Consider the following 26,330-nt stretch of genomic DNA (forward strand, 5'->3'; position numbering starts at 1 on the left):
TTATCCCGCACCGCCGCGGACGGGCTTGTCCCAGTCCCTCTTGACCTCGAAGCGGTAGTCGTGCCGGTCGAGCACCCGGCCCTCCGCGTCGATCAACGCGGCGTACACGTCGTAGAGCCCCCGGGCGCGCGGACCGCTCGGGACGCGCTCGGGCGGAAGCGCCAGTTCGTAGGGGCCGCCCCGGCGGAAGTCCCCGAGCAGCACCTCACGGCCGCCGAGCTCCACCCCCGACATGCTCCGCGCGTCGATGACCTTCAATCCGGTCACGGACGGGCCGTCGACCCGGAAGCGCACCACGGCACGGCACTCCGTGCCCTCCTTCAGGGTGAAGGGAGCGGGGGTCACACCCTTGGGGGGTACGGGTACGAAGATGTCCTCGCGGCCCGGGAACTGGAGCGCCAGCCCGAGCAGGCGAACGGTGCGCCCCTCCTGTGTCGGTACGGCCGTGGCCGCGTCGGCCATGGACGCCACGGAGTGCTCGCTCATGACATCGCCTCTCCGGGACAGCGGCCTCTTCCGCGAGGCCGGCGGTGCGATGCCCCTCTGCTACCCGATTCGACCCCGGCCATGCGGACGCCGCCACGGGCGGGCCCGGGCATCAGCCGATACGGCGCCCGGAGAGCGGGGCCGTGTCGTCCCCGCGTCCCGCGCGCACACCGCGCAGGAAGGCGCCGAGCGCCTCCGTCGAGGTCATGGACGGCTCCCACTCCAGCTCGCTCCTGGCCCGGTCGGTGGACAGGATCGGCAGGCGCAGCACCGCGTCGAAGAGGTCGGGCGAGGCGGGCACCGCCCGCATCTTCCAGGCGGCCGCGAGCACGCTCCGTACCGCGGTGGTCGGCACCTTCACCGGCCGGGCGTCGAGCAGCGAGGCCAGCGTCTCCGTGTCGATCACCGGATCCGCCGCCAGGTTGAAGGCGCCCCGGACATCACGGAGCACCGCCCGGCGGTAGGCGTCGGCCGCGTCCTCGGTGTGCAGAGCCTGGAACCGCAGCCCCTTCAACTCGGGGATCAACGGCAGCAGTTCGGGGCGCATCAGGGCGCCGGGGAAGAAGCGGCCCGCGAAGATCCGGCGCTGCTCGCTCGCCGACTCCTCCTTGAAGAGGAAGGCGGGACGCATCCGTACCACCCGGGTCTGCGGGTGGTCGCGCTCGAAGGTGTCCAGGACCCGTTCGAGGTACGCCTTCTCCCGGGTGTACGCGGCGCCCGGCCAGCCATGGGTCGGCCAGGCCTCGGAGACCGGCGCGCCGCCCTCGGGGCCCGGCGAGTACGCGCCCACCGAGGAGGCGTGCACGAGCACCGGCACCCGCGCCTCCGCCACCGCCTCGAAGACCCGCAGCGAGCCCAGGACGTTGGCCCGCCAGGTCTCCGCGGGGTCGTGGGTGGGCTGGAACCGCCAGGCCAGGTGGACGACCGCGTCGGCGTCCTCGATGAGCCGGCCGAGGCGTGGCTCGTCGCCCTCCAGCGACAGATCCACCTCCTCCCACTCCGTCCGGGGCAGGTCGAGGTCGGGCCTGCGGCGGGCGAGACCGAGCACGGAGGCGACGCGCGGTTCGTGCGCCAGCGCCCGTACCAGGCTCGTGCCGACGTTGCCCGTGGCCCCCGTGACGACCACTCTCAATCCTTCGCTCGGGTTCATGTCATCGACGATCCGGCATCGGTGGCGCCCTCGCATGCCGGGCCCATGGCTGTGACGGAACGTGTTCGTGTGGGTCGCGCAGATGGCCCCGCGCCGTGAATATGAAGCGATGGAGGGAAGGGGGGCGTGTCAGGAGGACATGATGTTGCTGCCAGACAGAAACACGATCGACCGACTGCTGCGGCACTACCGGGCCCAGGAACGGGTGGTCCTGGCCAGGCCGTGCGACCTGTCGATCCGAAGGCGGTTCGAGGACACGGCGTACACGCTGTGCGTGCTGATGGGGGAGCGGACGGCGCGCGAGGCGGTACACGCCGCCGAGCGCTACGTCGGCAAGGCGAGCCCCACCGGGAAACCGAGCCCCGTGGACAAGGCGAGCACCCTGGGCGACGTGCGGGACGTGAGTCCCGTGGGCATGGCGAGCGCCATGGGTGACGTGAGTCCCGTGGGCGCGGGGAACGCCATGGGTGACGTGAATCCTGTGGGTGCGGCGAGTGCCATGGGGACTGCGAGTCCCCTGGGCGAGGCGAGCTCCGTGCGCCGGGAGGCGCTGGAGGGGCTCACGGGCGTCTGACCCCGTCGCCCGTCGCCCGTCGCCCGTCACCCGTCCGTCAGTCCGCCCGCCCGTCGGGCTTCCTCGTCGCCCACCGCCCCGTTCCGTACTCCAGAGCTCTCCACCGGTTGTGTCCCCGCCGGTGGCGGGCGAAGGCCGAGTACCGAGGCCTGAGCCGGGTACCCGCGCACCAGCGGAGCGAGTCCCGTGCGGGAGCGGAGGGAGGCGGGCGATCCCATGGAGCCGGAGCCGGAACGGTTCGCCGTCACATCGGCGCCCGGGCCGAGGCCGGGTGTCGTGGTCCTGTCCCTGACGGGAGAGCTGGACCACGACACCGCGGACACGCTCAGGAGCGCGCTGCGGGAGTGGTCACGGGCGGAGCGGATCCTGGTCGACTGCCAGGGTCTGGGGTTCTGCGACTCGACCGGTCTCAACGTGCTGCTACAGGCTCGCCTGCACGCTCTTGAGACCGGCGGTCGCCTGGAGCTCGCGGGGCTGCGGCCGCCCGTGGCCCGGATGTTCGAGATCACCGGAGCGCGGACCGTCTTCCGGGTCCACGACAACGTGGCCGACGCGCTCACGGATCAGCGGGCGGGCGGCTAGACCGGCGATGGCGGTGGGTCCGGTGGGTGAGAGCGCTGCGCACGGGAGCCAGATCCGGCGGCTCGTGCTCCACGGGACGAAAGGCATGGTCACCCGCTGCCGCGACTTCACCGCGCGGGCACTGGCCGACTGGGGCTGGACACCGGCGGAGAACGACGAGGCGCAGGAACGGGTCGACGACGTGCTCCTGCTGGTCTCCGAGGTGGTCACCAACGCCTGTCTGCACGCCGGCGGCCCGGAAGAACTCGTCCTGCGCCACCGGGACGGCCATCTGCGGGTCGAGGTCTCCGACGCGAACCCCGAGCATCCCGTGCGGCGCAGGCCCCGAGCCGCCTCGCTGCCGGGCGGCCACGGGCTGATGGTCCTGGACCGGCTGGCCGGCGAATGGGGCTCGGAGTCCCGCCGAGGGGGAAAAGTGGTCTGGCTGGAGATCAGCCGCCCCTCCCACCCTCCCTGGCGCCGCCCCGCCACGCCCTGACCACGACCGGCGCCCTGACCACGACCGGCCGCGCTGGCGACGACCGGCCGCCCCTCGGCCCGCTGCCGCGCGGGGCGAAGGGCGGCACGCTGTCGACCGGACGCGGGCCGGGCGGCCCACTACTCCCGGGCCGCGGGGTGGTGCGGGTCGTCGTCCCGGTCCTCCAGGAGGCCGGTCCTCAGCTCGCCCAGGACGCGGGCGAGCAGCCGGGATATGTGCATCTGCGAGAGGCCGAGCCGCTCGCCGATCTGCGACTGGGTCAGCTCCTCGCCGAAGCGCAGCGAGAGGATCTGGCGGTCCCGGGCGTCGAGCCCGGCGATCAGCGGCTTGAGCGACTCCAGCGCGTCGATCAGCTCGAAGGCGCGCTCCTCCTCGCCGAGGCGCCGGGCGCCCGCGGTGACGGCCGACTCGTCGTCGCCGGAAGGGGTGTCCAGCGAACGGGCGACATAGCCGTTCGAGGCCTGCTCCCCCTCGGCGACGCTCTCCTCGCTGACGTGGAGGTGTGCGGCCAGTTCGGCCCTTGTGGGGCGCCTGCCCAGCCGCTGCTCCAGGGTGTCGACGGCCTTGGCCAGGTCGATCCGCAGCTCCTGGAGCCGGCGCGGCACCTGAACGGCCCAGCTGGTGTCGCGGAAGAATCGCTTCATCTCGCCGACGATCGTGGGCAGCGCGAAGGCGGAGAACTCCACGTCGCGGCTTGTCTCGAACCGGTCGATCGCCTTGATCAGGCCGATCGTGCCGACCTGGATGATGTCCTCCGTCGGCTCGGCCCGGTTCCTGAAGCGGCGGGCCGCGAACTTCACCAGGCTGAGATTCAGCTCCACCAGGGTGTTGCGTACGTACGCGTGCTCCGGCGTGCCCTCCTCCAGCGTCTCCAGCCGGGCGAAGAGCGCGGTGGACAGGGTCTGGGCGTCGGCGGTGCTCACCTCGGTGGGCCGGTCGATCTCGGGGAGACCGTCCAGGGCCTGGTGGCGTACGGCGGCCGGGCCCGCCGTTCCTTTGGTGGCGGTGCTGTGTGTGCGGGGGGTGGACATGAAGGCTCCCTCGACGGTGGCAGGGCCTGCGCCGCCGGGTGCGGCGACGTGGTCCGTCGTCCGAGCGTTCCGAAGAAGAACATTCCCATTGGACGCGATTTGAACCCGTTTGTCCCGGGCAGCCGTGCGCTATGACGGCTGGGCAACAGCACCGAGCGACGGCGTACGCCCGTCGGTACCGCCTCGGCGGCGGGCCGGGCGTGGTGGGGGAGTGCCGCGATCTCACCCGCCAGGCGCTGCGTGACTGGTTCGGCCCGGCCGGAGAAGTGGACAACCCGGCGGTCCAGGACGTCCTGCTCCTGGTCTCGGAGGTGGCCACCAACGCGTACCGGCATGGTGGCGCTCCGTACGAACTCGGCCTCGACCATACGGGTGGGCGGCTGTGGGTCCAGGTCAGCGACTCCAGCCCGGTACATCCCCACCCGCACGGCCCGCACCGCGCGAACCGCGCCTCCGGCCACGGGCTGTATCTCCTCGAACGGCTCTCGGCGGGCTGGGGGTCCGTCCCGCACGGCAGCGGGAAGGCGGTCTGGTTCCAGGTCGACGTGGTGCCCGCCGACGCCGACGCCGATGCGCCCGACACTGCCGCCCGCCCCCGCCGTGCCTAGAGTGGAGAAGCGGGCGGAGTCGGCCGGTCCCACGACCGTCACCACCGGCTTCGTACCGTGACCGACCCGCCGACCCGCCGACCCACCGACCCGACCAACCCGACCGGCCCAACCGGACCGGAGCAACCGACCGGCCCCACCGGACCGGAGCAACCGACCGGATCCGGACGGAGAACCGGATCGCATCCGACCGTTTCCGCGCCCGCCCGAGGTCCGCGATGGAAAGCACCCCCCGATCGGCCGAGCCCGGGCCGAACGTCTCACCGGAGCAGTTGGGCGAGGACGGGCTGGACCAGCTGTTGGCCGGGCTCACCGCCGTCCGCGACGGCGATCTCTCCGTACGCCTCCCTTACGCCCACGGGGGCATCCTCGGCGACATCGCGACCGTCTACAACGACATGGTCGACCAGCTCTCCCTGGTCACCTCCGAGGTCACCCGGGTGGCCCGCGAGGTCGGCGGGCAGGGCCTGCTCGGCGGCCGGGCCCGCGAGCCGCGGGTGAGCGGGGTGTGGCGCGAGCTGACCTCCGGCGTCAACACGATGGCCGACAACCTGACCTCGCAGGTGCGCTCCATCGCCCAGGTCGCCACGGCCGTCGCCGGCGGCGACCTCACCCGGAAGATCCGCGTCGACGCGCGCGGCGAGATCCTGGAGCTGAAGGAGACCATCAACACGATGGTCGACCGGCTCTCCTCCTTCGCCGAGGAGGTCACCCGCGTGGCCCGCGAGGTCGGTACGGAGGGCAAACTCGGCGGCCAGGCGACCGTCCGAGGCGTCTCCGGCACCTGGAAGGACCTCACCGACAACGTCAACTCCATGGCCGACAACCTCACCAACCAGGTGCGGAACATCGCCCAGGTGACCACCGCCGTCGCCCAGGGCGACCTCACCAGCCGCATCGACGTGTCGGCGCGCGGCGAGATCCTCGAACTCAAGACGACCATCAACACGATGGTCGACCAGCTCTCCTCCTTCGCCGCCGAGGTCACCCGCGTCGCCCGCGAGGTCGGTACGGAGGGCCAACTCGGCGGCCAGGCCGAGGTCGAGGGCGTCTCCGGCACCTGGAAGCGGCTCACCGAGAACGTCAACGAGCTGGCCGGCAACCTGACCCGGCAGGTCCGCGCCATCGCCGAGGTCACCAGCGCCGTCGCCGAGGGCGACCTCACCCGCTCCATCACCGTCGACGCCCCCGGCGAGGTCGGCGACCTGCGCGACAACATCAACGCCATGGTCGAGTCGCTGCGCGCCACCACCCGGGCCAACGAGGAGAAGGACTGGCTCAAGACCAACATCGCCCGGATCGCCGGCCTCATGCAGGGCGCCCGGACCCTGCCCGAGGTCGCCGAGCTGATCATGACCGAGGTGCCGCCGCTCGTCTCCGCGCAGTACGGCGCCTTCTTCCTCGCCCGGCACGACGAGCAGGGCACCGAACTCGTCCTGACCGCCGCCTACGCGAGCCCGGACGGACCCGACGCGCCGCCCCGCCGCTTCCGCCTCGGCCAGTCGCTGGTCGGCCAGGCCGCCCGCGACCGGCGCGTCCTCGTTGTGGACCGGGTGCCCGCCGAGTACGCCACCATCGCCTCCGCGGCGGGCTCCGCCGAACCGGGCATGCTGATCATCCTGCCGATCGTGGTGGAGGACCAGGTGCTCGGCGCCGTGGAACTCGCCTCGCTGCAGTCCTTCACCGCGATCCACCGCGACTTCCTGGAACAGTTCGTGGACACCGCCGGAGCCGTCGTCCGCTCACTCGTCGCCAACCTCCGCACCGACGAACTGCTCGGCCAGTCCCGCCGCCTCACCGACGAACTGCGCTCCCGCTCCCAGGAGTTGCAGGCCAGGCAGCAGGAGCTCCAGCGCTCCAACGCCGAACTGAAGGAGAAGGCGGCGCTGCTCGCCGAACGCAACAAGGACATCGAGTCCAAGAACCTGGTCATCGAGCAGGCCCGTCAGGAGCTGGAGGCGCGTGCCCAGCAGCTCTCCCGTACCTCCATGTACAAGTCCGAGTTCCTCGCCAACATGAGCCACGAACTGCGGACCCCGCTCAACAGCCTGCTGATCCTGGCCCGGCTGCTCGCCCAGAACCCCGAGGGCAACCTGACAGAGAAGCAGGTCGACTACGCGGAGGTCATCCACTCCGCGGGATCCGACCTGCTCCAGCTGATCAACGACATCCTCGACCTCTCCAAGGTCGAGGCGGGCAAGATGGACATCCGGCCCGAACAGTTCCCCCTCCACCAGCTCCTGGAGTACCTGGAGGCGACCTTCGGACCCGTCGCGGACGAGCGAGGACTCGACTTCTCGGTCACCGTCTCGTCGGACGTGCCCGAGGAACTGAACACCGACGAGTCGCGCCTGCGCCAGATCCTGCGCAATCTGCTCTCCAACGCCCTCAAGTTCACCGAGAAGGGCTGGGTCGAGCTGACCATCGAGTACGCCGAGACCGAAGAAGTCCCGCCGGCGTTGCGCGGACGCGGCCCGGTGCTGGCCTTCCGCGTCGGCGACAGCGGCGTCGGCATCCCCGCCGAACGCCTGGAAGGGATCTTCGGCGCCTTCCAGCAGGGTGACGGGACCACCGCCCGGCACTACGGCGGAACCGGACTCGGCCTCTCCATCAGCCGCGAGGTGGCCGGGCTCCTCGGCGGCGCCATCGACGTGCGCTCCACCCCCGGCCGGGGCAGCAGGTTCACCTTCTACCTCCCCGCCCCCCGCGCCGCACAGGCCGGGGCACCGGCCGTCGGAACGGGCGCGGCCACGGACGCCGGTGCCGCCGTGGGCGGTGACGACACGGCCCGTAAAGCGCGAGCCCTCGGCCGCCACGACCCCGACATCGCGGGGCGCACGGTCCTCGTGGTCGACGACGACGTACGCAACGTCTACGCGATCACCGAGGCGCTGGAGGGCCGAGGCGTCCGCGTGCTCCAGGCCGACAGCGGGCAGGCCGGTCTCGACCTCCTCGACTCCCACGACGAGATCGAGCTCGTCCTCATGGACGTCATGATGGCGGGCATGGACGGCTACGCCGCCACCGAGGCGATCCGGGCCCTCCCCGGCCGCTCGGAGCTCCCCGTCATCGCCGTCACCGCCAAGGCCATGCCGGGCGACCGGGCCCGGGCCCTGGCCGCCGGGGCCAGCGACTACGTGGCCAAACCGGTCGGCGCGGACGAGTTGGTGGCGAAGGTCCGCGAGTGGCTGGTCTCCTGACGCGTCCTGAGGAAGGCCGCTCCATGGGCGCCGTCACCGTACCTGCACGGCGACGATGCTCGTGTCGTCGTCGGTGTCTCCCGTCGCCGCGCCGAGCAGCAGGTCCACCTGCTCGTCGGGCGGATAGCCGCTGACCCCCTCCAACGCCGCTGCGAGCTGGGCCAGCCCCTCGTCGAGCCCGTCGTGGCGCCGCTCGACCAGCCCGTCGGTGTACAGCAACAGGGTGTCGCCCGGCCGCAGCTCCGTCCTGCGCTCCTGGTACGCGTACGAGGGCACCGCGCCGAGCAGGATGTCCTGCGGCGGTTCGATCAGCCGCGCCACACCGTCGCGGAGCAGCAGCAAGGGCAGGTGCCCCGCGCTCGACCACACGAGACCGCGGTCCTCCGGGTCGTACAGCGCGCACACCGCCGTCGCGGTCGGGTGGCCGCTGGTGCGCAGCGTCGCCTCGTTGAGCCACTCCATCAGCCGACGCGGCGAGTCGCCGGTGCACGCGAGGCCCCGCTGGGCGTTGCGCAGCGCCACCATGCCGGTGACCGAGTCGATCCCGTGCCCCGCGACGTCGCCGACGGCCACCAGGACCTTGCCGCTGGGCAGCGGCTGGACGTCGTACCAGTCGCCGCCCACCCGGTACTCCTCGGCGGCGGGACGGTAACGGGCCGCCACGAGCAGGCCCGGCAGCTGCTGCACATCGGGGACCTCGGGCACGATCGCCTGCTGCAACTGCAGCGCCACCTGGTGCCTGAGCTCGGCCCGGGTCCGTACGGCGGTGAGCTGGTCGAACGTCGCGGTCAGCGCGGCCTCGGTGCGGCGGCTCTCCGACACGTCCTGGTAGACCCCGGCGATACCGGTGACCGTCCCCCCGTCCAGCAGCGGCTCCGCCGCCACCCGTACATGCCGCACGGTCCGCCGGTCGCCCAGGACGATCCGCAGCACCGTCTGCGCCCCGGTGCGGCGCTCCGTGAGCGTCCTGAGCAGTTCGGTCAGCGCCTCCCCGTCGTCCGGGTGCACAAGACCGCGCAGCCCGAGCAGCGGCACGGGCGGTTCGTCCCGTCCCCTGCCGAAGATCCCGTACGCCTGCTCCGACCACACCGTGTCGCCACCCGTCAGGCTGTCCTGGAACAGGCCCACGCTCTGGATCCTGGCCACGGCCCGCTCGGAGGCGAGTCCGGGGTCGGTGACGGTGTGCCAGAGCACCACCACCACCTCGGCGCCGGCCGGCAGCACCCGCACGTCAAGGAGCGGGGCCGGGTCACGTTCGCCGGACGCCGTCGACAGCGGCAGCCGGGGTACGCGCTGGGCGCGGCCGGTCCGGCGGGCGCGCCGGGCGAGATGGGCGAGGTCCGCGTGGACATGGGGCAGGGCGAGGGGGAGGGAACGCTCCTCGGGGAAGGAGGCGCCGCCGAGGGCCGCGACGGCGTACTCGTTGAGGTGTTCCACCGTCGGCGCCGAGGTGGAAGGGGCGAGGCGCAGCAGCATCGCCGGATGCACGAGCGCGTCCAGGACGTCCACCAGCACCGGCGTCGTCGACGGGGACGAGTCCGCCGCGTCGAGGACCGTGCCCGCCACCTCCATCAAGCCGACCAGAGCCCGCATCAGGGGCGCCTCGAAGGTGAGCGGACCGGGCCAGGCGACGAGCGCCAGGCCCACCGTTACGCCGCGCCGGCGCACCGGAAGGAGCGCCCGCGCCGCGTGGGGCGCGGGTCCCGGCAGGACCTCGCCCTCGTCGGGGCCGGTCTCCAGCCAGACGGGCGAGCCCTCGGAGAGGACGGAGCGGAACGCGGGCGGGGCCGCCGGGGGGATCCACTGCCAGGCGGCGGCCTCGGCGGCGCCCACCCCGGCGTGTCCGGCGAGGCACAGACATCCGCCCGCGTCCCGCCGCCAGAGCCAGAGGCTCTCCGCGCCGAGCGGGGCCAGGCCGCCCTCCAGGAGCGCCCGCGCCGCCTCGCCGACGGTGTCCTTCGTCTCGGCCGCGGCGGCCGCGCGCCGGGCGCGCCGCGCGTCGGCGACGGACCGCGCGTCGGCGACGGACCGCGCGTTGGCTGCGGGCCGGGTGTCGACGGCGGGCCGGGTGTCGGCCGGGTGGGTGTCGGCGGGGGGTGCGACGGGCGGGCCGGTGACGCTCGGGGCGGAGGAGTGCGGGGCGGAGGAGTTCGGGTCCGGATCCGGGGCCAGAGGGTCCGAGACGAGGCGTGTGTCCGCGCGCCCGAGGGTCGCCGGCCCGGGGCCCACGACCTCCGGCGACCCGGCGGCCGGCCTGCCGGCGACGGCGTTGACGATGTCCGCGGCGAGATCCTCGACCCCGAGGCCCGTCGCGTGGGAAAGGGAGTCGAGGTGTTCGGCGGCGTCGGCGGGCGACGCGCTGAGCTGGGCGGCGAGCACCCCGGTCGCCAGATCGAGGAGATGCCGACGGGTGATCTCGGCGCGCAGCCGTCCCACCTCGGCAGCCAGCCCCGCCGTGTCCTGCCCCGCCCGTGTGCCCCCGGCGCCCGGGCGCCCCTCCGCTGACGTCGTCACGAGTCTCCCGTCCTTCCACCGCGTGGTTGTCCGGAATGATCGCATCCGCTCAGGATTCTACCCGTCTGTTCCGCCCGGATCGTCGGCGTCGCCGGATCGTGTACGTGTGTCTGAAACCCGCTCGGCCGGGTACTCGCGAGGCGGAACGGAGAGGAACGGATCCGGCGTCCGGGTGGGAGGTGTCAGCGATGGACGAGTCCCCTCTGTCGCAGCACGAGCGTCGCGTCCTGGCCGAGATCGAGGACGCGTTGCGCGAGGACGCGTCGCTGGAGCGCCGACTCCGCACGATGCGAGGGGGCGGCCTCGGGCACGCGGTGCGCAAGGGGCCGGGGCACGGGCCGGGGGACGGGCCGGGACAGGCACCGAGGAACGGATCGGGACACGGGCTGCGCCGGCATCTCCTGGCCCTCGCCGGCGCCCTGTTGGGCGCGCTGACCCTCGCCCTGCTCGTCCTCGCCGTCGCCACCGGGGAGCCGGCCCTCACGTGGGCGTTCGCGGCAGCCTGGGTGCTGACCTTGACCTGCCTGCTGCGGCTGGTCATCCGCTGGTCGCGACGGCTCGCGTCGCGGTCGTCCCGGTCCCCGTGAGAACCGATTGTCAGTGGTGCCCGGCACGATGGGCCTCATGACAACGACTCCGGTTCTTGCCGATGCCGCCGCGTACGCGCGGGCGGTCGAGGAAGCCAAGCAGGCCGCCGCCGCTTACTACGCGGGTGGTACGTCCGCGCTGGACGACGACGACTATGACAGTCTCGGCCGGGCCATAGAGGCATGGGAGTCCGCCCACCCCGGGCAGGTCAGCGACGACTCGCCGACCGGCAAGGTCGCCGGGGGCGCGGCCGGCGGCGACGTCCCGCACTCCCGGCCGATGCTCTCCCTCGACAACGTCTTCTCCGCCGAGCAGTTCACGACCTGGGCCGCCTCGCTGGAGCGGCGGATCGGCCGGCCCGTCGAGCGGTGGAGCGTCGAGCCGAAGCTCGACGGGCTGGCGGTGGCGGCGCGTTACGAGCACGGGCGGCCGGTCCGGCTCATCACCCGCGGCGACGGCACCGCAGGCGAGGACGTGTCGCACGCGATCGGCACGATCGCCGGCCTGCCGGAACGGCTCGCCGAGCCCGTCACGGTCGAGATACGCGGTGAAGTGCTCATGACCACCGAGCAGTTCGAGGTGGCCAACACGCTCCGGGTCGCCCACGGCGGCGAGCCGTTCGCCAATCCGCGCAACGCGGCGGCCGGCACGCTCCGCGCCAAGGACCGCCCGTACACGGTCGAGATGACCTTCTTCGCCTACGACGTGCCGGCGCCGTCCGGCGACCTGTCCCGTGACCCGTCCCGCGACCTGTCCGGTGACTCCGGCGCCGCCGCCTCCGGGGCCCTGGCCGGGCTCGACGACCTCGCCCACAGCGAACTCATCGCGCGGGCCAGCGCCCTCGGCCTCCACACCTCGGGGGCCACCGCCGTGCCCGGCCGCACGGCGACCGGGACCGACGAGGTCCTGGACCGGGTGGCCGAGATAGCGGCCCTGCGGGCGGAACTGCCGTTCGGCATCGACGGGATCGTCGTCAAGGCCGACCTCGCCGCGGACCGGCGGGACGCCGGTGCCGGCTCCCGCGCCCCGCGCTGGGCCGTGGCCTACAAACTCCCCGCCGTGGAAAAGGTCACCAAGCTGCTCGGGGTCGAGTGGAACGTGGGACGGACGGGCGTCATCGCACCGCGCGCGGTCCTGGAGCCGGTGGAGATCGACGGCAGCACCGTCACGTACGCCACCCTGCACAACCCCTCCGACATCACCCGCCGCGACCTGCGCCTGGGCGACCACGTCATGGTCTACAAGGCGGGCGACATCATCCCCCGGATCGAGGCACCGGTCGCCCACCTGCGGACCGGGGCGGAGCAGCCGATCGCCTTCCCGGAGAGCTGCCCGCAGTGCGGCTCGGAGATCGACCGCGGCGAACAGCGCTGGCGGTGCGTCAGAGGCCGTGACTGTCACCTCGTCGCCGCGCTCTCGTACGCCGTCGGCCGGGACCAGCTCGACATCGAGGGGCTCGGCGCCGGCCGGATCGTCCAGCTCGTGGACGCGGCCCTGGTGACGGACGTCGCCGATCTGTTCACCCTCACCCGCGAGCAGCTGCTGGGCCTGGAGCGGATGGGTCAGACCAGCACGGACAACCTCCTCGCCGCGATCGACACCGCCCGCACCCGCCCGCTCAGCCGCGTCCTGTGCGCCCTGGGCGTCCGCGGCACCGGCCGCTCCATGTCCCGCCGTATCGCCCGCCACTTCGCCACCATGGACGCGGTCCGGGCGGCCGACCCCGAGGCGATGCAGCGGGTCGAGGGGATCGGCGCGGAGAAGGCGCCGGTCATCGTCGCCGAGCTGGCCGAGCTGGGCGCGGTCGTCGACAAGCTGGTCGCCGCCGGGGTCAACATGACGGAGCCCGGAGCCACCCCGCCGCCCCCGCCCGGGGCGACGGGGACCGACGCCTCCGCCGACGCCTCCGCCGACGCGCAGGCCGGCCCGCTCGCGGGCCTCGCGGTGGTCGTCACCGGCGCCATGACCGGCCCGCTCGAAGCCCTGAGCCGCAATCAGATGAACGAACTCATCGAGCGCGCCGGCGGCAGATCCTCCTCCAGCGTCTCCAGGCGCACCGGCCTGGTCGTCGCGGGCGAGAAGGCAGGCTCCAAGCGGACCAAGGCCGAAGAGCTGGGCATCCGCCTCGTCGACCCGTCCGAGTTCGCCACCCTGCTCGGCGACTACCTCCCGGCCTGACCGGGCACGTTCATCCACACGTTCACCCGTCGTCGCGCCCCGCCGAGCGGCGGCGCCACATCCACAGCGAGAGCGCGGCGCCGAGCGCCGAGCCGACCAGGGCCAGCGGGAGCCCAGCCCAGGGCTGTGGGGGCAGCTCCTCGTGGGGGACGGACTTGCCCGGGCCGGCGAGGGGGACCGCCCCGGCGAGCGCGTCCGCCGCCGCTTCCGTGGTCCGGCTCGGGCGAGCCGGACCAGCCTGCGCCCGCGTCTGTCCCGGTGCCGCCGGCGGCGCCCCGGCCTTCGGGGGCGCGCTCGCCTCCCGGGAGCTCGGCCCCGCCGCGGCCTTCGCCCTGAGCCGTACCGGTGCGAGCGTGCCCACCGGCTCCACCCGGCCCGCCGCCGCGAACCCCCAGTCGAGCAGCGTGCGCGCCTCCTCGTACACGGCGCGCCCGCCGCCCGACTGCGGGTTCATCACCGACACGACCAGCGTGCGCGAGCCCCGCTTCGCGGCGGCGATCAGTGTGTTGCCCGCGCCGCTCGTGTAGCCGTTCTTCACCCCGATGATCCCCGGGTAGCGGGCCACGCCGTCCGCCCCGGTCACCAGCCTGTTGGTGTTGCGGATGCCGTACGACCAGCCCCCGGCCGGGAAGTCGGCGTACCTGGTGGAGCAGTACCGGACGAAGGCCGGATCCTGGAGACCGGCCCGGCCGAAGATCGCCAGATCGTACGCCGACGACACCTGGCCCGGCGCGTCGTACCCGTCGGGCGACACCACGCGCGTGTCGCGCGCCCCCAGCGACCTGGCCTTCTCCTGCATCTGACGGGACATGGACTCCCAGCCGCCGTTCATCGCCGCCAGCACCCGGACCGCGTCGTTGCCGGAGCTGAGGAAGACCCCGTTCCACAGGTCCGACACCTTGTACGTGTATCCGGCCCGCACCCCGACCATGCTGCTGCCCTGGCCGATCCCCTCCAGCTCCCACTCGGCGACGGTGTGCAGCCGCTCCGGGGACAAGCGGGGCAGCGCGGTGACCGCGAAGAGCGTCTTGAGCGTGCTGGCCGGAGGCAGCCGCCGATGGGCGTTGCGAGCCGCCAGGACCTCGCCCGTGGCGGCGTCCGCCACCAGCCAGGACAGCGCCGAGACGGAGGACGGCGCGCTCGGACCTCCGGGCAGCGGCTGGACCTGGGTTCCGGTGCGGTGGAGGCGACTGGGATCGACGAAGCGTTCCACGGGAGGCGTGGGTTCGGTGACGGAGGATGCCGTGGCCGCCGGGACGGGCAGTACGAGCAGCAGCGCCGCGGTAACCGCTGCAACGTGACGGACAGCTGACGTGACGATCATTCAGCCACCGTAGGAAGTGACGGCGGTACCCGCAGATCGGAGTGCGCCGACCGGCGTACGGCGCGTGGCGTACGGGCGGCGCGTTCGCCGTGCGCGGCGCGCCCGCGAGCACGCCTCGCGAGCGCGGCCGGGGGCGGCCCCCGTTCCCGGCGTTCCCGGCGTTCCCGGCGTTCCCGGCAGGCCCGGCAGGCCCGGGCGGCCCCGGGGGTCCCGGCAGGCTCCGTCGGCCCCCCGGGGCCCGGCGTCCCCGGCAGGCCCCGGCAGGCCCGGCAGGTCCGGCAGGTCCGGCGGCCCTGGGGGCCCGGCGTCCCTGGCAGGCTCCGTCGGCCCCCCGGGGCTCCGGCAGGCCCGGGAGCCGTGGTGTCAGTGGGGCAGGGCATGCTGGTGACGTGTCATCACTCCCGTACCAGAGCACGCCTGTTCCACCCGACCCGGTGGAGCGGCCGCCCGCCGCCGAGCCCGCCGGGGCGCCCTTCGGCGCGCCCCTGTTCCGGGGGGAACGGCCGGGCCGGCCCACCCCGGTCGGCCACATGATCGTCTCCGGGGACGACGTGCTCGCCCACCGGCTCGCGACCGAGCTCCACGAGGTCTACGGGGAGCGGGTCACCCTCCTCGTACCCGCTCCCGGCGACGCGCCGCGGCCGCCCGTGGGCCGTCCGGGCCGGGCGTCCTCCCTCTTCGGCCGGGTGACGGCGGCCCTGACCCGCGGCACCGTCGGCGAGCAGCGCGGCGCGCCCGCCGCCCGGTCCGTCAGGGTCGTCGAGACGGCCGAGGTCGACGAGACGGTGCTCGTCGACGCGGGGGTGGAGCAGGCGGCCGCGCTCGCCCTCGTCCATGACGACGACGAGACCAACATCAGAGCCGCTCTCGCCGCCCGTCGGCTCAATCCCCGCCTGCGCCTGGTCATCCGGCTCTACAACCGCAAGCTCGGGCAGCACCTGGAGACCCTCCTCGACCAGGCCGCCGCCGTCGCCGAGCCCTGTCTCGACCCCAAGCTCCTCGACGCCTCGACGACCGTGCTCTCCGACGCGGACACGGCGGCCCCCGCGCTTGCCGCCACCGCCGTCGCCGGCACCAGCAAGGTCGTCCAGGCCGGGGGTCTGCTCCTGCACGCCGTGGAGCGGAGCCCGTCCGCCCGGGGCGAGAACGCCGACCCGGGCCTGTGCACCCTCGCCCTGCTGTCGGCGACCACCAACGACCCGGCCGGCTGCGAAGGCTCCGAGCGGAGCGGCGACCAGGGCCCGCTGCTGCTGCCCGACGACCGGGCCGTCGCGGCCGCCCCGGGCCGGGGCACGGTCGCCCTCGAGGCGATCACGTACGCCGGTCCGACCCTGTCCTCGAACCGGTTCGGCGCCTCCGCCCTCCCCGTCGCCTCGCTCTTCTCCCCGCGGCTGCGCTGGTCGCTGGCGGGCGTGGTGGCCGCCGTCGGCGGGATCACCCTCGCCTCCTGGCTCACCACCGGGGACCACCCGCTGCACGCCGCCTATCTGACACTCCTCGACATCTTCGCGATCGGCGACCCCGCCGTGGAGGAACCGACCAGCCGCCAGGTGCTGCAGATCCTCGCCGGCTTCGTCGGTCTCCTGCTGCTGCCGGTCCTGGTCGCGGCGCTCCTGGAAGGGCTCGGCACCTTCCGGACGGCGACCTCACTGCGCCGCCCGCCGCGCGGACTGTCCGGCCATGTCGTCCTGCTGGGCCTCGGCAAGGTCGGTACGCGTGTCCTCGCCCGGCTGCGCAGGCTGAACATCCCCGTGGTCTGCGTCGAGTCCGATCCGGAGGCGCGCGGCATCGCGCTGGCCCGCCGGCTGCGGGTGCCGACCGTCATCGGGGATGTCACGGAGGAGGGCGTCCTGGAGGCCGCCCGAGTCCACCGCGCCCACGCTCTGCTCGCCCTCACCAGCGTCGACATCACCAATCTGGAGGCCGCGCTCTCCGCCCGGTCGGTCAAGCCCGACCTGCGGGTCGCGCTGCGGCTGTACGACGACGACTTCGCCACCGCCGTCTACCGCACCCTGCGGGCGGCCCACCCCGACGCCCTCACCCGCAGCCGCAGCGTCTCCCACCTGGCGGCGCCCGCCTTCGCGGGCGCCATGATGGGCCGCCAGATCCTCGGGGCCATCCCGGTGGAGCGCCGTGTGCTGCTGTTCGCGGCCGTGGAGGTCGCCGGCAACCCGCTCCTCCAGGACCGCACGGTGGCCCAGGCGTTCCACCCGAGCGCGTGGCGGGTGATCGCGCTGGCGACCGGTTCGGCGCCCCTCGGGCACCCGGGAGCGGGCCTCGTCTGGAGGCTGGAACCGGACCGTGTGCTGGCGGCCGGAGACCGTGTGGTGCTGGCCGCCACCCGCCGGGGCCTGGCCGAACTCCTCGGCCGCCACCCGCGCGAGCCGTCCCCGGAGCCGCCGGTGTGACGACAGGGCCCCGCGCGGCCGGGCGGGCGGCCGGCCGACACGGCTCCCGCACGGCTCCCGCACGGCTCCCGCACGGCTCCCGCGTGGCTTCGCACGGTTCTCGCGGGTCCCTTCGCAGCCCCGCGCTGAGAGACCCGCCCCGGCCCCGTCACGCGAGCTTCGCGCGCGGACCCTGCCCGTACGGCTGGCGCCGCGGCACCGGCGACCTACCGCGCCCGGCCGCGGTCGCCCGCCGGTGACGTCCGCAGGGCCGCGACCAGATGCAGGAGATGGGCCTCGTTCCCCGACAGGCCCGCGTCCCGCAGGGCCTCGTCGGCCTCCGCCATGGGGTGCGTGAGCATCGCCCCGGCGTACGGCGCGAGGTGCGGATCGGTCAGCACCGCCTGGGTCGATTCCAGGAGACGGAGGTACGCCTGGGCAGCGGCGCGCTCACGGGCGGTGATCGTGGTCATGTCGGGCTCCCTCTCGACGGGTTGGAGCCTTCCACCCTCTCGTAAGGGTCTGACAATCGGGCTCCGCCCCGCCCGGGCCCGCCGCCCCCCGGCCCCGTACGCCGTACCCCCGGTCGGTGGCCGGTCAGTCCGTCCGCCCGTCCACCCACGCCGCGAGCCGGTCGAGGAACACCCGCTGCCCGGCCACCAGAAGGGGAGCCGCCGCCTCGGGGGCGAACCAGCCGACCCGGTCGATCTCCGGGAACTCCCGCCGGACGCCTGAACCGCGCGGCCACTCCATGGTGAACGTGCCCGGCACGACCGTCGTCGGATCGAGGTCGCCCTCCACGGCCCAGACCGTGACGGTCTTTCCGTTCGCCTGGCGCGCCTCCCCGAGCGCGATCCGCTCGCCATCGGGCGCCGGCAGGCCGAGCTCCTCCTCGAACTCGCGGCGGGCGGCCGCCTCCGCCGTCTCCCCGGGGTCGTACTCACCCTTGGGGATCGACCAGGCCGCGACATCTCTCGACGACCAGAACGGCCCGCCCATATGGCCGATGAGGACCTCGAAGCCACCGTCCGTCGTCCTGCGGAAGAGGAGGAGCCCAGCGCTGCGCTTGTCCGGCATACGCTCAAGTCTGGCCGAACGCGTCAGATCCCGCAGCTGCTCGCCGACCAGTAGCGGGACGCCCGGGTGTCCACGTGCGCGTGGTCGCCGTGCCCCGGGTAGCCCGGGCCCAGGATGCCGTTGAAGCCGTGGTAGCGCGCCTGCTTGGCGAGGGTGCACAGGGACGGCGACCCCGTCAGGTCGATGCCGTCGCCGTAGAGATGCCGGCTGTCCGACGCCCCGCCGACCGCCGAATTGCACGCGTACGAGCGGAAGCCGCTGCTCACCGAGATCGGTACGCCGCCCAGGGCGTGCCGCATCGCCTCCAGCTTCCACATCGCGCGCAGGGCGTTGGACTTGGCGGTCGCGGCGCTGACCGCACCGCCGGACCAGTCGCTGTTGCACTTGTTCAGCTCGGCGTAGGTGAAGTGGACGGGCGTGCAGTCCGCGTCCTGGAGCGCGTACAGCTTGGAGAAGGTCGAGGGGCCCGCGACGCCGTCCGCCGCGAGACCGTACGCCTGCTGGAAGCGGGTCACGGCGGCCTTCGTGGCCGGTCCGTAGTCGCCGTCGACGGCGAGCACGCCGCCGTAGCCGGGATATCCGGCGACCCGGATCTGGAGCTGGGTCACGTCCGCCCCGGACATTCCGGAGGACAGGGTGCGCCCCCAGGTGTAGCACTCGTCGGCGTGCGCCGTACCCGAAGTGGCGACCGTGCCCGCGAGGGCGGCGACCACCAGCAGGACCATGCCGAGCAGGGATCTGACCGTACGCCGGACCATGACACCTCCGTGGCGAAGAAACGGAATTCCTGTCATGAGCATGAAGGGGCGTGCGAGGGGCGGTCAACGGCGCGGACACCCGCCACAGGACCAGGCCATTGTCGGCGCGTCAGGAGTCGCGGCCGGCCCAGGTCGTGGCGCTCTCCTCAGGAAATGACGCGGGCGCTCACCGTCACCGGACCGCCCGCCGGATCCACCTCCCGCACCCACTCCGCCGTCCACCGGAGCGAACGGTGCGGCCAGGCCGTGCCCTCCGCCCGTCCGTGGTGGAGCATCCGGCCGCCCTGCGTCACGGAGACGACGGGACGCACCAGTGGAACCCGCGCCCGGAGCAGAACGGGACGGGTGCCGGTCCCGTCAGTGACCCGGTTCGGCGCCACCCATCGCAACGGGCCCTCCACCACCACCGGCACCCCCGGACCGGGCCAGGGGGCGCCCGCCAGGTGGCGCAGGACCGCATCCGCCGCGGCGCGCCCCTCGGCCGCCGCCGCGCCCGCCGATTCGACTCCGCGCAGCGCGTTGCCCACGGCGAAGACCCCTGTGGACGCGGTGCGGTACGCGCCGTCGACCGCGGGTCCCTTCGTCCCGCCGTCCAGCACGACCCCTCCGGAGCGGGGGAGTTCGTTCTCCGGGATCCAGTCCCCGGTGAAGACGGCCGTGTCGCAGTGGAGGGTGTGGGTACGTCCGTCACGGCCGCTCACGACGACGCCCGCCAGCCGGCCCCGGCCGAGGATCTCGGTCACCCTGGCCCCGGTGAGCAGCGGAGGGGGCGGTACGGCGCCGAACCGGCGCGGGCCGCGCGGCTGTTCCGTGACCATGGCGACCACGTCCACCCCGGCCCGGCGCAGCGCCCCCACCGCGTGGTGGGACACCGGCTCGGCCCCGATCACGACGGCTCGCCGGCCGAGCCGCTCACCCCGTACGCCGTACAGATGGACGGACTGCTGCAGCTCGCCGGTCGTCAGCACTCCGGCCGGGCGGGTACCCGGCACCAGGCGGGCGCTGCGCGGCCGCTCGCGGGCACCGGTGGCCAGGACCACCACCCGGGCGGTGAGCCTCTCGAGCCCGGTGGGTGCGGTCACCTCCAGAGTGAGAGGCCCCGCCCAGCCGGTGGCGGCGACGCCGGTACGGACGGTGGCCCCGGCCTTCACCGCCTCCCGTACCGACCGGCGCGCGAAACCCGGCCCGTCCAGCGGCCGGCCGCGGCCGGCCGGGCCGAAGCCCCCGTGGGCGCAGTGGCGCGGCACACCACCGGCCTCCCGCTCGCGCTCCAGAACCTCGACCCGGTACCGGCCGCCGGCCGCCGAGGCGAGACGCGCGGCGGCGGCGAGACCGGCGGGTCCGGCGCCGACGACGAGCACGTCCACGGCACGGTCCACCACCCCGTCCACCACGCGATCGACCAAGCGGTCCACCACCAGGTCCACGGAGCGGTCCACCGAGCGGTCCACCGAACGGTCCCTCACGCGGTCCTCGACACCGTCCACCGCAGAGCCCCTCACCCGCGCGTCCACCGCTCCACCGCCTCCTCGAACATCGCCCGGACCGCGGCCCCGCAGGAGAACCCCTGACACCGGCCGGCCCGGGCCCGAGTCCGCCGGCGCAGCCCGTCGAGGGAGTCCGGCGGAATCGTCGAGGCGAGCGCGTCCCGGATCTCTCCCCGGGTGACCCGCTCGCAGTGGCAGACGATCGTGCCGAACTCCGGGTCTTGGACGATGAGTCCGGCATCGCGGTACGGGCGGGGGAAGGCCTCGCCCAGGTTCGGCATCCGGACCGGGGTGAGCGGCCGCTCGGCCCCGAGGGCGAGGCCGCTGTCCGCGAGCAGCTCGACGACGTGTGCGGCGATCCCCAGGGAGGCGGTCAGCCCGGTGGACCGGATGCCGCCCACCGTCACGTACCGGAGGGCGGGGTGAGCGCGTACCTGGTAGTCGTCGGACTCGGTGGCGGCCCGCAGGCCGGCGTAGACCGCCGTGACCTCCTCGTCGAGCAGGGCGGGCAGGATCCGGCGCCCCTGGGCGCGCAGGGCCGCGAGTCCCTCCGCCGTCGATCCGGTGGCCGTCTTGTCGTCCAGGTCTTCGGCCGTCGGGCCGAGCATCACGTTCCCGTACACGGTCGGGGCGACCAGGACGCCCTTGCCGAGCGCGGTCGGTACGGGAAGGAGGATGTGCCGGACCAGACCGCGCGCGAACGTGTCGAAGACGATCAGCTGACCGCGGCGCGGTGTCACCGTGAAGTCCCGTCGGCCGAACAGCGCGTCGAACGTGTCCGCGTACAGCCCGCAGGCGTTGACGACGTACCGGGCGCGCACCGTGCCCCGCGAGGTGACCAGCCGGTGCGGGGAACCCGGATCGGCCCCTTCCACACGGCAGTTGAGGTGCAGGTCGACTCCGGAGGCCACGGCCTGGGTGGCGTACGCGAGCGTCGTCGTCCAGGGGCAGATGATCGACTCTCCCGGCACGTCGAGGGCGGCGAGCGCCCCCGGCCCCAGGTGCGGTTCCCGGGCCCGGAGCTCGTCGGGTCCCAGGATCCGGGTCGTGCGATGGCCGTTGCGGACCGCCTTGTCCGCGAGGCGGGGGAGGGCGGCCGACTGCTCCGCGTCCCAGGCGACGAGGAGCGCGCCGAGCGGCTCGACCGGAATCCCCGCCTCCCGCGCGTACGCGGCGAGCCGGCGCTGCCCGTCCCGTACGAGCCGGGACTCCAGCGATCCGGGTACGGCGTCGAAACCGGTGTGCAGGATCGCCGTGTTGGCCTTGGACGTGCCGTCGCCGACATCGCCCGAGGCCTCGACGAGCGCCACGCGCGGCGAGTGGCGGGCGAGCTCCCGGGCGACGGCGCAGCCCACCACCCCGGCGCCCACCACCACGACGTCGTACTCCGCGCCCGGCGCGGAGGTGTCCGGCAGCGCCCCCGCGCGAGTGACCGCCCCGGCCGCCCGCCCCTCCGTACCTCCCCGGCCTTCCGTACCGCCCCGGCCCTTCCTCATCCGTGTACTCCTCCCGGAGCGCCGTCGACGAGCGCCTTCACGGCGGTACGGAACCGGTCCAGGCGCTCGCCCGCCTCCCCGGCGCCGATGGACGGCTCGTGCACGGCGGACGGCTTCCACTCCGGTACGGCCTCGTCGACGGTGAGCCCGGGATCCAGGCCGAGCCGCGCCACCGCCGCCACCCCCAGTGCGGTCGCGTCGGGCAACGCCGAGACCTCGACCGGGAGTTGGAGCAGATCCGCCTGCGTCTGCATGAGCAGGGCGGAGCGGGTGAGCCCGCCGTCCACGCGCAGGGAGGTCAAAGGTGTGCCGAGGTCGCCGGCCACCGCGCCCGCCAGCTCCACCACCTGCGCGGCGATCCCCTCGCACAGCGCCCGGACCAGGTGCCCGCCGCTCGTGTCCAGGCCCAGACCGTGCAGGGAGCCCCGCACGTCGCCGCGCCACCACGGCGCGGCGAGACCCGCCAGCGCCGGTACGAAGGTGACGCCGCCGGAGTCCGGCACGCTGCCGCCCACGGCGTCGAGGTCCTCGGCGCCCGTCAGCACCCCGAGGTCGGTCAGCCAGCGGACGGCGGAGGCCGCGGTGTAGACCTGCCCGTCGAGGCAGTAGCTCGTCCGTCCCGCCAGCCGCCAGGCCACACAGCTCACCAGGCCCGAGTCGCTCCGGCGGGGGAGCGGGCCGGTCTGCGCGAGGAGGAACGCCCCGGTGCCGTAGGTGCACTTGGCCGTGCCGGGCTCGGTGACGCTCTGCGCGAGGAGAGCCGCCTGCTGGTCCACGAGCAGACCGGTGAGCGGGAGGGCGGGCCCGAACGCGGTCGTGGTGCCCACCCGGGTGTCGGAGTCGACCACGCGCGGGAGAGGCTCACCGCTCAGGCCGTAGACGTCGAGGGCCGGCGCGGACCAGGCCGTCGAGTCCAGGTCGAGGAGACCGGTCCGGCCCGCGGTCGCGGTGTCGGTGACGAACGCGCCCGTGAGACGGTGCACCAGCCACGAGTCGCTGGTGGTGACGGTGCCCGCTCCCGTGAGGTGGCGTCGGATCCAGGCCATCTTGGGAGCGGCGAAATAGGGGTCGAGCGGCAGACCGGTCCACTCCCTCAACTCCTCCGCCCGGGCCGAGAGTTCCTCGCAGAGGCCCGCCGCCCTGCGGTCCTGCCAGACGAGCGCGTCGGTGAGCGGCTCTCCGGTCACGGGGTCCCAGGCGAGGACGGTCTCGCCCTGATTGGCCAGACCGACCGCCGCGACCGGGGTGTCCGCCTCGGCCAGCGCCGCCCGGCCGGCGGCGACGACGGAGTCGTACAGCTCGGCCGGATCGACCTCGACCAGGCCGCCCGGCAGGTAGCGGGGCCGTACGGGCGCGGAGCCGGTGCCGACGACCCCCCGCTCCGGGCAGACGACGAGCGCCTTCGTCCCCGATGTGCCCTGATCGACGGCGAGTACCGGGCCCGTCATCGTCGTACTCCGTTCTCGAAGCGCGTGGAAGGCTTCGCTCGGTCATACCTCGGTCGCACTCTGGTTCACCTTGATCGCCGAAACGGAAAGACTTGTGCAAGCCGAAGGCCGCGTCAAGCGGTTCCCGACGCGGCCGTCGGCTGCTCCTGACCGACTGATCAGTAATCACATTCGGTCCATGGCCGGATACTTACGGTCAGAAATGAAAGTGGACCGCAGGCGTCCAGCGGCCTCTATAGTGATCGCCGATCAACGGCCGGGTTGCCCATCGGGGGCTGACCATCCCCTCCACCCCACCGAGGACCAGGACCCATGTCTCCCATCGCACCGACCGCTCCGTGAGGGCGGGGCACGGCTTCCGGCCCGTCTACCATCCGGCCGGCCATGACCACGCCCTGCGCCACGCCGTCCAGGACGTGCGGACCGGCCGCTGGGTGTCGATGGCCCGATTACTCGACGAGACACCCCACTGGGACGCCTGGACCCGGCGCACGCAGGTCCTCGCCGCCGTCGCCGCCGGCACCGACGTCGTCCAGGCCTGGCGGACCGAGCAGCCGGACAGCCTCCCCGCCACCGTGATGCACACCCGGGTCGCCGTGGAACGGGCCGTACGCGCGCACCGGGCGGGGCACCCCCGCACCCGCGAGCTGTGGCAGGAAGCCTGGTCCGCCTGCCGCGACGCCGCCGAACAGGCACCCGACGACCCCGTGCCGTGGGTCTGCCTCCTCGCCCTCGCCGGGCTCGACGAACACCAGCGCATGGAGGAGCACCGGCACCGCCCACCCGCGCCCATGCTGCCGCCCGGCCCCTGGGGCCTGCTCGCCGAGGCGGAGAAGCGCGACCCGTACAACCGCGAGGCGCACCACCGGATGCTGCAGTTCTTCTCCTCGCGCCGCTCCGGACCGAGCCCCGGTCCGCTCTCGGAAGCCGTCAACTACGCGCAGTGGGCCGCCGGTACGGCCCCGACCGGATCCGCCCTGCACGCGCTTCCGCTCTACGTCCGGGTCGAGCGCTACCGGCGCGAGCGCGGCCATGAACGCGCCCTCGACCTGCACTGGGTCGCCGAGGACGCCCTCCGCGAAGCCCAGCGCGCCCTGGACACCTGGTTCCTCTTCTGCGCCACGGACGAGGCCTCCCTCCTCGACCTCAACCATCTCGCGCACGCCCTCTTCGGCGCCCTGCGCTTCGCCGACGCCGCCCGGGTCTTCGAGGCCCTCGGCCCCTACTACACCGCGCTGCCCTGGGCGTACCGCACGGGCCGGCCGGACGACCGGGCCCTCGCCGAAGACGTCTTCCTGCGCGCCCGCAGCCGCTGTCTCGACCACTGATCACCCCGGAGGTTCCGGCATGTCCCGCACCGTCCCCGTCGACGAGATACGCAGGCCCCCGGTGGCCCAGGACGAGGAGGCCCGGCTCAGGGAGCTGGGCTACCAACCCGTCCTCGCCCGCCGTATGGGCGGCTTCGGCAACTTCGCCATCAGCTTCTCCGTCATCTCCGTCCTGTCCGGGTGCATGACGCTCTACGGATTCGGTCTGGGCACCGGCGGTCCGGCCGTCATGATGTGGGGCTGGGCGGGCGTCGGCCTCTTCGTGCTCTGCGTCGGCCTGGCGCTCGCCGAGGTCACCAGCGCCTATCCCACCTCCGGCGCGCTCTACTACATGGCCGACCGGCTCGGCGGCCGGCGCTGGGGCTGGTACACCGGCTGGCTGAACCTGCTCGGTCTGCTCGGCGCGATCGCCGGCATCGACTACGGCGCCGCCCTGTTCACCGGAGCCTTCCTCAACCTCCAGTGGGGCATCGTGCCCACGGCCGGCTCGACCTTCCTGATCTTCCTCGCGATCCTGCTGCTGCACGCCGTGCTCAACCTGTTCGGCGTCCGCCTGGTCAGCGTGCTCAACTCGATCAGCGTCTGGTGGCACCTGGCCGGCGTGGCCCTGATCGTCGGCGCCCTCACGATCGTCCCCGACCGCCACCAGTCCGTCGAGTTCGTCTTCACCGAGTTCGTCAACGACACCGGCTGGGCCAACCCCTTCTACGTCGCCGCCGTGGGTCTGCTCCTCGCCCAGTACACCTTCTCCGGCTACGACGCCTCCGCCCACCTGTCGGAGGAGACCTCCAACGCCTCAGTCAGCGCGGCCAAGGGGATCGTCCGGGCGATCTGGGTCTCCTGGATCGCCGGCTTCGCGCTGCTGGCCGGACTGACCTTCGCCATCCAGGACTACGCCGGCACGCGGAACAGCGCCACCGGCGTCCCGCCCGCCCAGATCCTGCTGGACGCGCTCGGCTCCGGCGGCGCCGCCGCCCTGCTGCTCGTGGTGATCGTGGCCCAGCTCTTCTGCGGCAACGCCGAGGTGGCCGCGGCCAGCCGGATGGTCTTCGCCTTCAGCCGCGACAACGCCCTGCCCGGCTCGGCGCTCTGGCGCAAGGTCAGCAGCCGTACGCAGACCCCCGTGCCCGCGGTCTGGCTCGCGGTCGGCGTGGCCGCCCTGCTCGCCGTACCCTCGCTCTACTCCGCCACCGCCTACGGCGCCGTCACCGCCATCAACGTCATCGGCATCACCCCCGCCTACGCCATCCCGATCTACCTCCGGCTGCGGGCGGGCGACCGGTTCACACCGGGACCGTGGAGCCTGGGCCGCTGGAGCCGGCCGATCGGCTGGACCGCCGTGATCTGGGTGGCCGTCGTCACGGTGCTCTTCTGCCTGCCGCAGAAGTCCCCGGTGACCGTCGACTCCATGAACTACGCGGTCATCGCGCTCGCCGTCGTGCTCGTGCTCGCCAGCGTCTGGTGGTACGTGGCGCGCCGCTCCTACGGCACGCCACGCGCGTACGGCACCGCCCGCGAGGAGGCGGAGATCGCCGAGGGCATCGTCTGAGGGATGACGGGCCCTGGGCCCGGGGTCCGGGGCCCGGTCCGGGGCCCTGATCTCGCCTCCCGGGCCCGGGCCCTGATCCCGTACGCC

Annotated in this window: 21 protein-coding genes; 10 read left to right on the forward strand and 11 right to left on the reverse strand. The window is 73.7% G+C overall.

What is annotated here, in order from left to right:
- Positions 1-486: a hypothetical protein gene (locus ACF06X_RS13160; RefSeq protein WP_392287335.1), complete on the reverse strand. Its 486-nt coding sequence runs from the start codon at positions 484-486 to the stop codon at positions 1-3.
- Between the two features lie 112 nt (positions 487-598).
- Positions 599-1,636 carry an NAD-dependent epimerase/dehydratase family protein gene (locus ACF06X_RS13165; RefSeq protein WP_392287336.1) on the reverse strand — a complete coding sequence of 346 codons (1,038 nt, stop codon included), beginning with the start codon at positions 1,634-1,636 and terminating at the stop codon, positions 599-601.
- A gap of 139 nt (positions 1,637-1,775) precedes the next feature.
- Here ACF06X_RS13165 and ACF06X_RS13170 point away from each other — a divergent pair, with 139 nt between their 5' ends.
- From ACF06X_RS13170 to ACF06X_RS13180, 3 genes are all read left to right on the forward strand, one after another.
- Complete coding sequence (locus tag ACF06X_RS13170) at positions 1,776-2,210, forward strand: DUF5133 domain-containing protein (protein ID WP_392287337.1); 435 nt, start codon at positions 1,776-1,778, stop codon at positions 2,208-2,210.
- A 186-nt stretch (positions 2,211-2,396) separates the two neighbouring features.
- Positions 2,397-2,792 (forward strand): STAS domain-containing protein, encoded by a 396-nt coding sequence (locus ACF06X_RS13175; RefSeq protein WP_392287338.1) that lies wholly within the window; start codon positions 2,397-2,399, stop codon positions 2,790-2,792.
- A 22-nt stretch (positions 2,793-2,814) separates the two neighbouring features.
- The gene (locus tag ACF06X_RS13180) at positions 2,815-3,270 is read left to right on the forward strand and encodes an ATP-binding protein (protein WP_392287339.1); all 456 of its coding nucleotides are present in this window, start codon (positions 2,815-2,817) and stop codon (positions 3,268-3,270) included.
- A gap of 119 nt (positions 3,271-3,389) precedes the next feature.
- On the opposite strand, the gene ACF06X_RS13185 is transcribed toward ACF06X_RS13180, so the two are convergent.
- Complete coding sequence (locus ACF06X_RS13185; protein ID WP_392287340.1) at positions 3,390-4,301, reverse strand: SigB/SigF/SigG family RNA polymerase sigma factor; 912 nt, start codon at positions 4,299-4,301, stop codon at positions 3,390-3,392.
- 131 nt (positions 4,302-4,432) lie between these two features.
- Here ACF06X_RS13185 and ACF06X_RS13190 point away from each other — a divergent pair, with 131 nt between their 5' ends.
- Positions 4,433-4,909 carry an ATP-binding protein gene (locus tag ACF06X_RS13190; RefSeq protein ID WP_392287341.1) on the forward strand — a complete coding sequence of 159 codons (477 nt, stop codon included), beginning with the start codon at positions 4,433-4,435 and terminating at the stop codon, positions 4,907-4,909.
- A 218-nt stretch (positions 4,910-5,127) separates the two neighbouring features.
- Entirely contained in the window at positions 5,128-8,109 is a 2,982-nt protein-coding gene (locus tag ACF06X_RS13195; RefSeq protein ID WP_392287342.1) for a HAMP domain-containing protein, read from the forward strand.
- A 33-nt stretch (positions 8,110-8,142) separates the two neighbouring features.
- Here ACF06X_RS13195 and ACF06X_RS13200 read toward each other — a convergent pair whose 3' ends face one another.
- Positions 8,143-10,623, reverse strand: a complete 2,481-nt coding sequence (locus tag ACF06X_RS13200; protein WP_392287343.1) for a SpoIIE family protein phosphatase — start codon at positions 10,621-10,623, stop codon at positions 8,143-8,145.
- Positions 10,624-10,811: 188 nt separating this feature from the next.
- Here ACF06X_RS13200 and ACF06X_RS13205 point away from each other — a divergent pair, with 188 nt between their 5' ends.
- Both ACF06X_RS13205 and ligA read left to right on the forward strand, forming a co-directional pair.
- Entirely contained in the window at positions 10,812-11,210 is a 399-nt protein-coding gene (locus ACF06X_RS13205; protein ID WP_392287344.1) for a DUF3040 domain-containing protein, read from the forward strand.
- Positions 11,211-11,238: 28 nt separating this feature from the next.
- Positions 11,239-13,389, forward strand: a complete 2,151-nt coding sequence (gene ligA, locus ACF06X_RS13210; RefSeq protein ID WP_392287345.1) for an NAD-dependent DNA ligase LigA — start codon at positions 11,239-11,241, stop codon at positions 13,387-13,389.
- A gap of 22 nt (positions 13,390-13,411) precedes the next feature.
- On the opposite strand, the gene ACF06X_RS13215 is transcribed toward ligA, so the two are convergent.
- On the reverse strand, positions 13,412-14,713 hold the full coding sequence (locus tag ACF06X_RS13215; protein WP_392287346.1) for a D-alanyl-D-alanine carboxypeptidase family protein: 1,302 nt from the start codon (positions 14,711-14,713) through the stop codon (positions 13,412-13,414).
- A gap of 530 nt (positions 14,714-15,243) precedes the next feature.
- On the opposite strand from ACF06X_RS13215, the gene ACF06X_RS13220 reads away from it, so the two are divergent.
- On the forward strand, positions 15,244-17,121 hold the full coding sequence (locus ACF06X_RS13220) for an NAD-binding protein (protein WP_392287696.1): 1,878 nt from the start codon (positions 15,244-15,246) through the stop codon (positions 17,119-17,121).
- A gap of 206 nt (positions 17,122-17,327) precedes the next feature.
- Here the strand turns inward: ACF06X_RS13220 and ACF06X_RS13225 are convergent, their stop codons facing one another.
- From ACF06X_RS13225 to ACF06X_RS13250, 6 genes are all read right to left on the reverse strand, one after another.
- Positions 17,328-17,573, reverse strand: a complete 246-nt coding sequence (locus ACF06X_RS13225; RefSeq protein WP_392287347.1) for a hypothetical protein — start codon at positions 17,571-17,573, stop codon at positions 17,328-17,330.
- A 124-nt stretch (positions 17,574-17,697) separates the two neighbouring features.
- Positions 17,698-18,177, reverse strand: coding sequence for an NUDIX domain-containing protein (locus tag ACF06X_RS13230; RefSeq protein ID WP_392287348.1), 480 nt, complete (start codon positions 18,175-18,177; stop codon positions 17,698-17,700).
- Between the two features lie 23 nt (positions 18,178-18,200).
- Positions 18,201-18,935 (reverse strand): D-Ala-D-Ala carboxypeptidase family metallohydrolase, encoded by a 735-nt coding sequence (locus tag ACF06X_RS13235; protein WP_392287349.1) that lies wholly within the window; start codon positions 18,933-18,935, stop codon positions 18,201-18,203.
- Positions 18,936-19,081: 146 nt separating this feature from the next.
- Positions 19,082-20,314, reverse strand: coding sequence for an FAD-dependent oxidoreductase (locus tag ACF06X_RS13240; RefSeq protein ID WP_392287697.1), 1,233 nt, complete (start codon positions 20,312-20,314; stop codon positions 19,082-19,084).
- Between the two features lie 119 nt (positions 20,315-20,433).
- Positions 20,434-21,918: an FAD-dependent oxidoreductase gene (locus tag ACF06X_RS13245; RefSeq protein ID WP_392287350.1), complete on the reverse strand. Its 1,485-nt coding sequence runs from the start codon at positions 21,916-21,918 to the stop codon at positions 20,434-20,436.
- A complete protein-coding gene (locus ACF06X_RS13250; RefSeq protein ID WP_392287351.1) occupies positions 21,915-23,366 on the reverse strand; it encodes an FGGY family carbohydrate kinase in 1,452 nt (483 codons plus the stop codon). Before ACF06X_RS13250 ends, ACF06X_RS13245 begins: the two co-directional genes overlap by 4 nt.
- A gap of 338 nt (positions 23,367-23,704) precedes the next feature.
- On the opposite strand from ACF06X_RS13250, the gene ACF06X_RS13255 reads away from it, so the two are divergent.
- Positions 23,705-24,694 (forward strand): hypothetical protein, encoded by a 990-nt coding sequence (locus tag ACF06X_RS13255; RefSeq protein ID WP_392287352.1) that lies wholly within the window; start codon positions 23,705-23,707, stop codon positions 24,692-24,694.
- Between the two features lie 19 nt (positions 24,695-24,713).
- A complete protein-coding gene (locus ACF06X_RS13260) occupies positions 24,714-26,243 on the forward strand; it encodes an amino acid permease (RefSeq protein ID WP_392287353.1) in 1,530 nt (509 codons plus the stop codon).
- Positions 26,244-26,330 lie beyond the last annotated feature (87 nt).

Origin of the sequence: Streptomyces sp. NPDC015346, from assembly GCF_043078785.1 — a bacterium.
GTDB lineage: Bacteria > Actinomycetota > Actinomycetes > Streptomycetales > Streptomycetaceae > Streptomyces.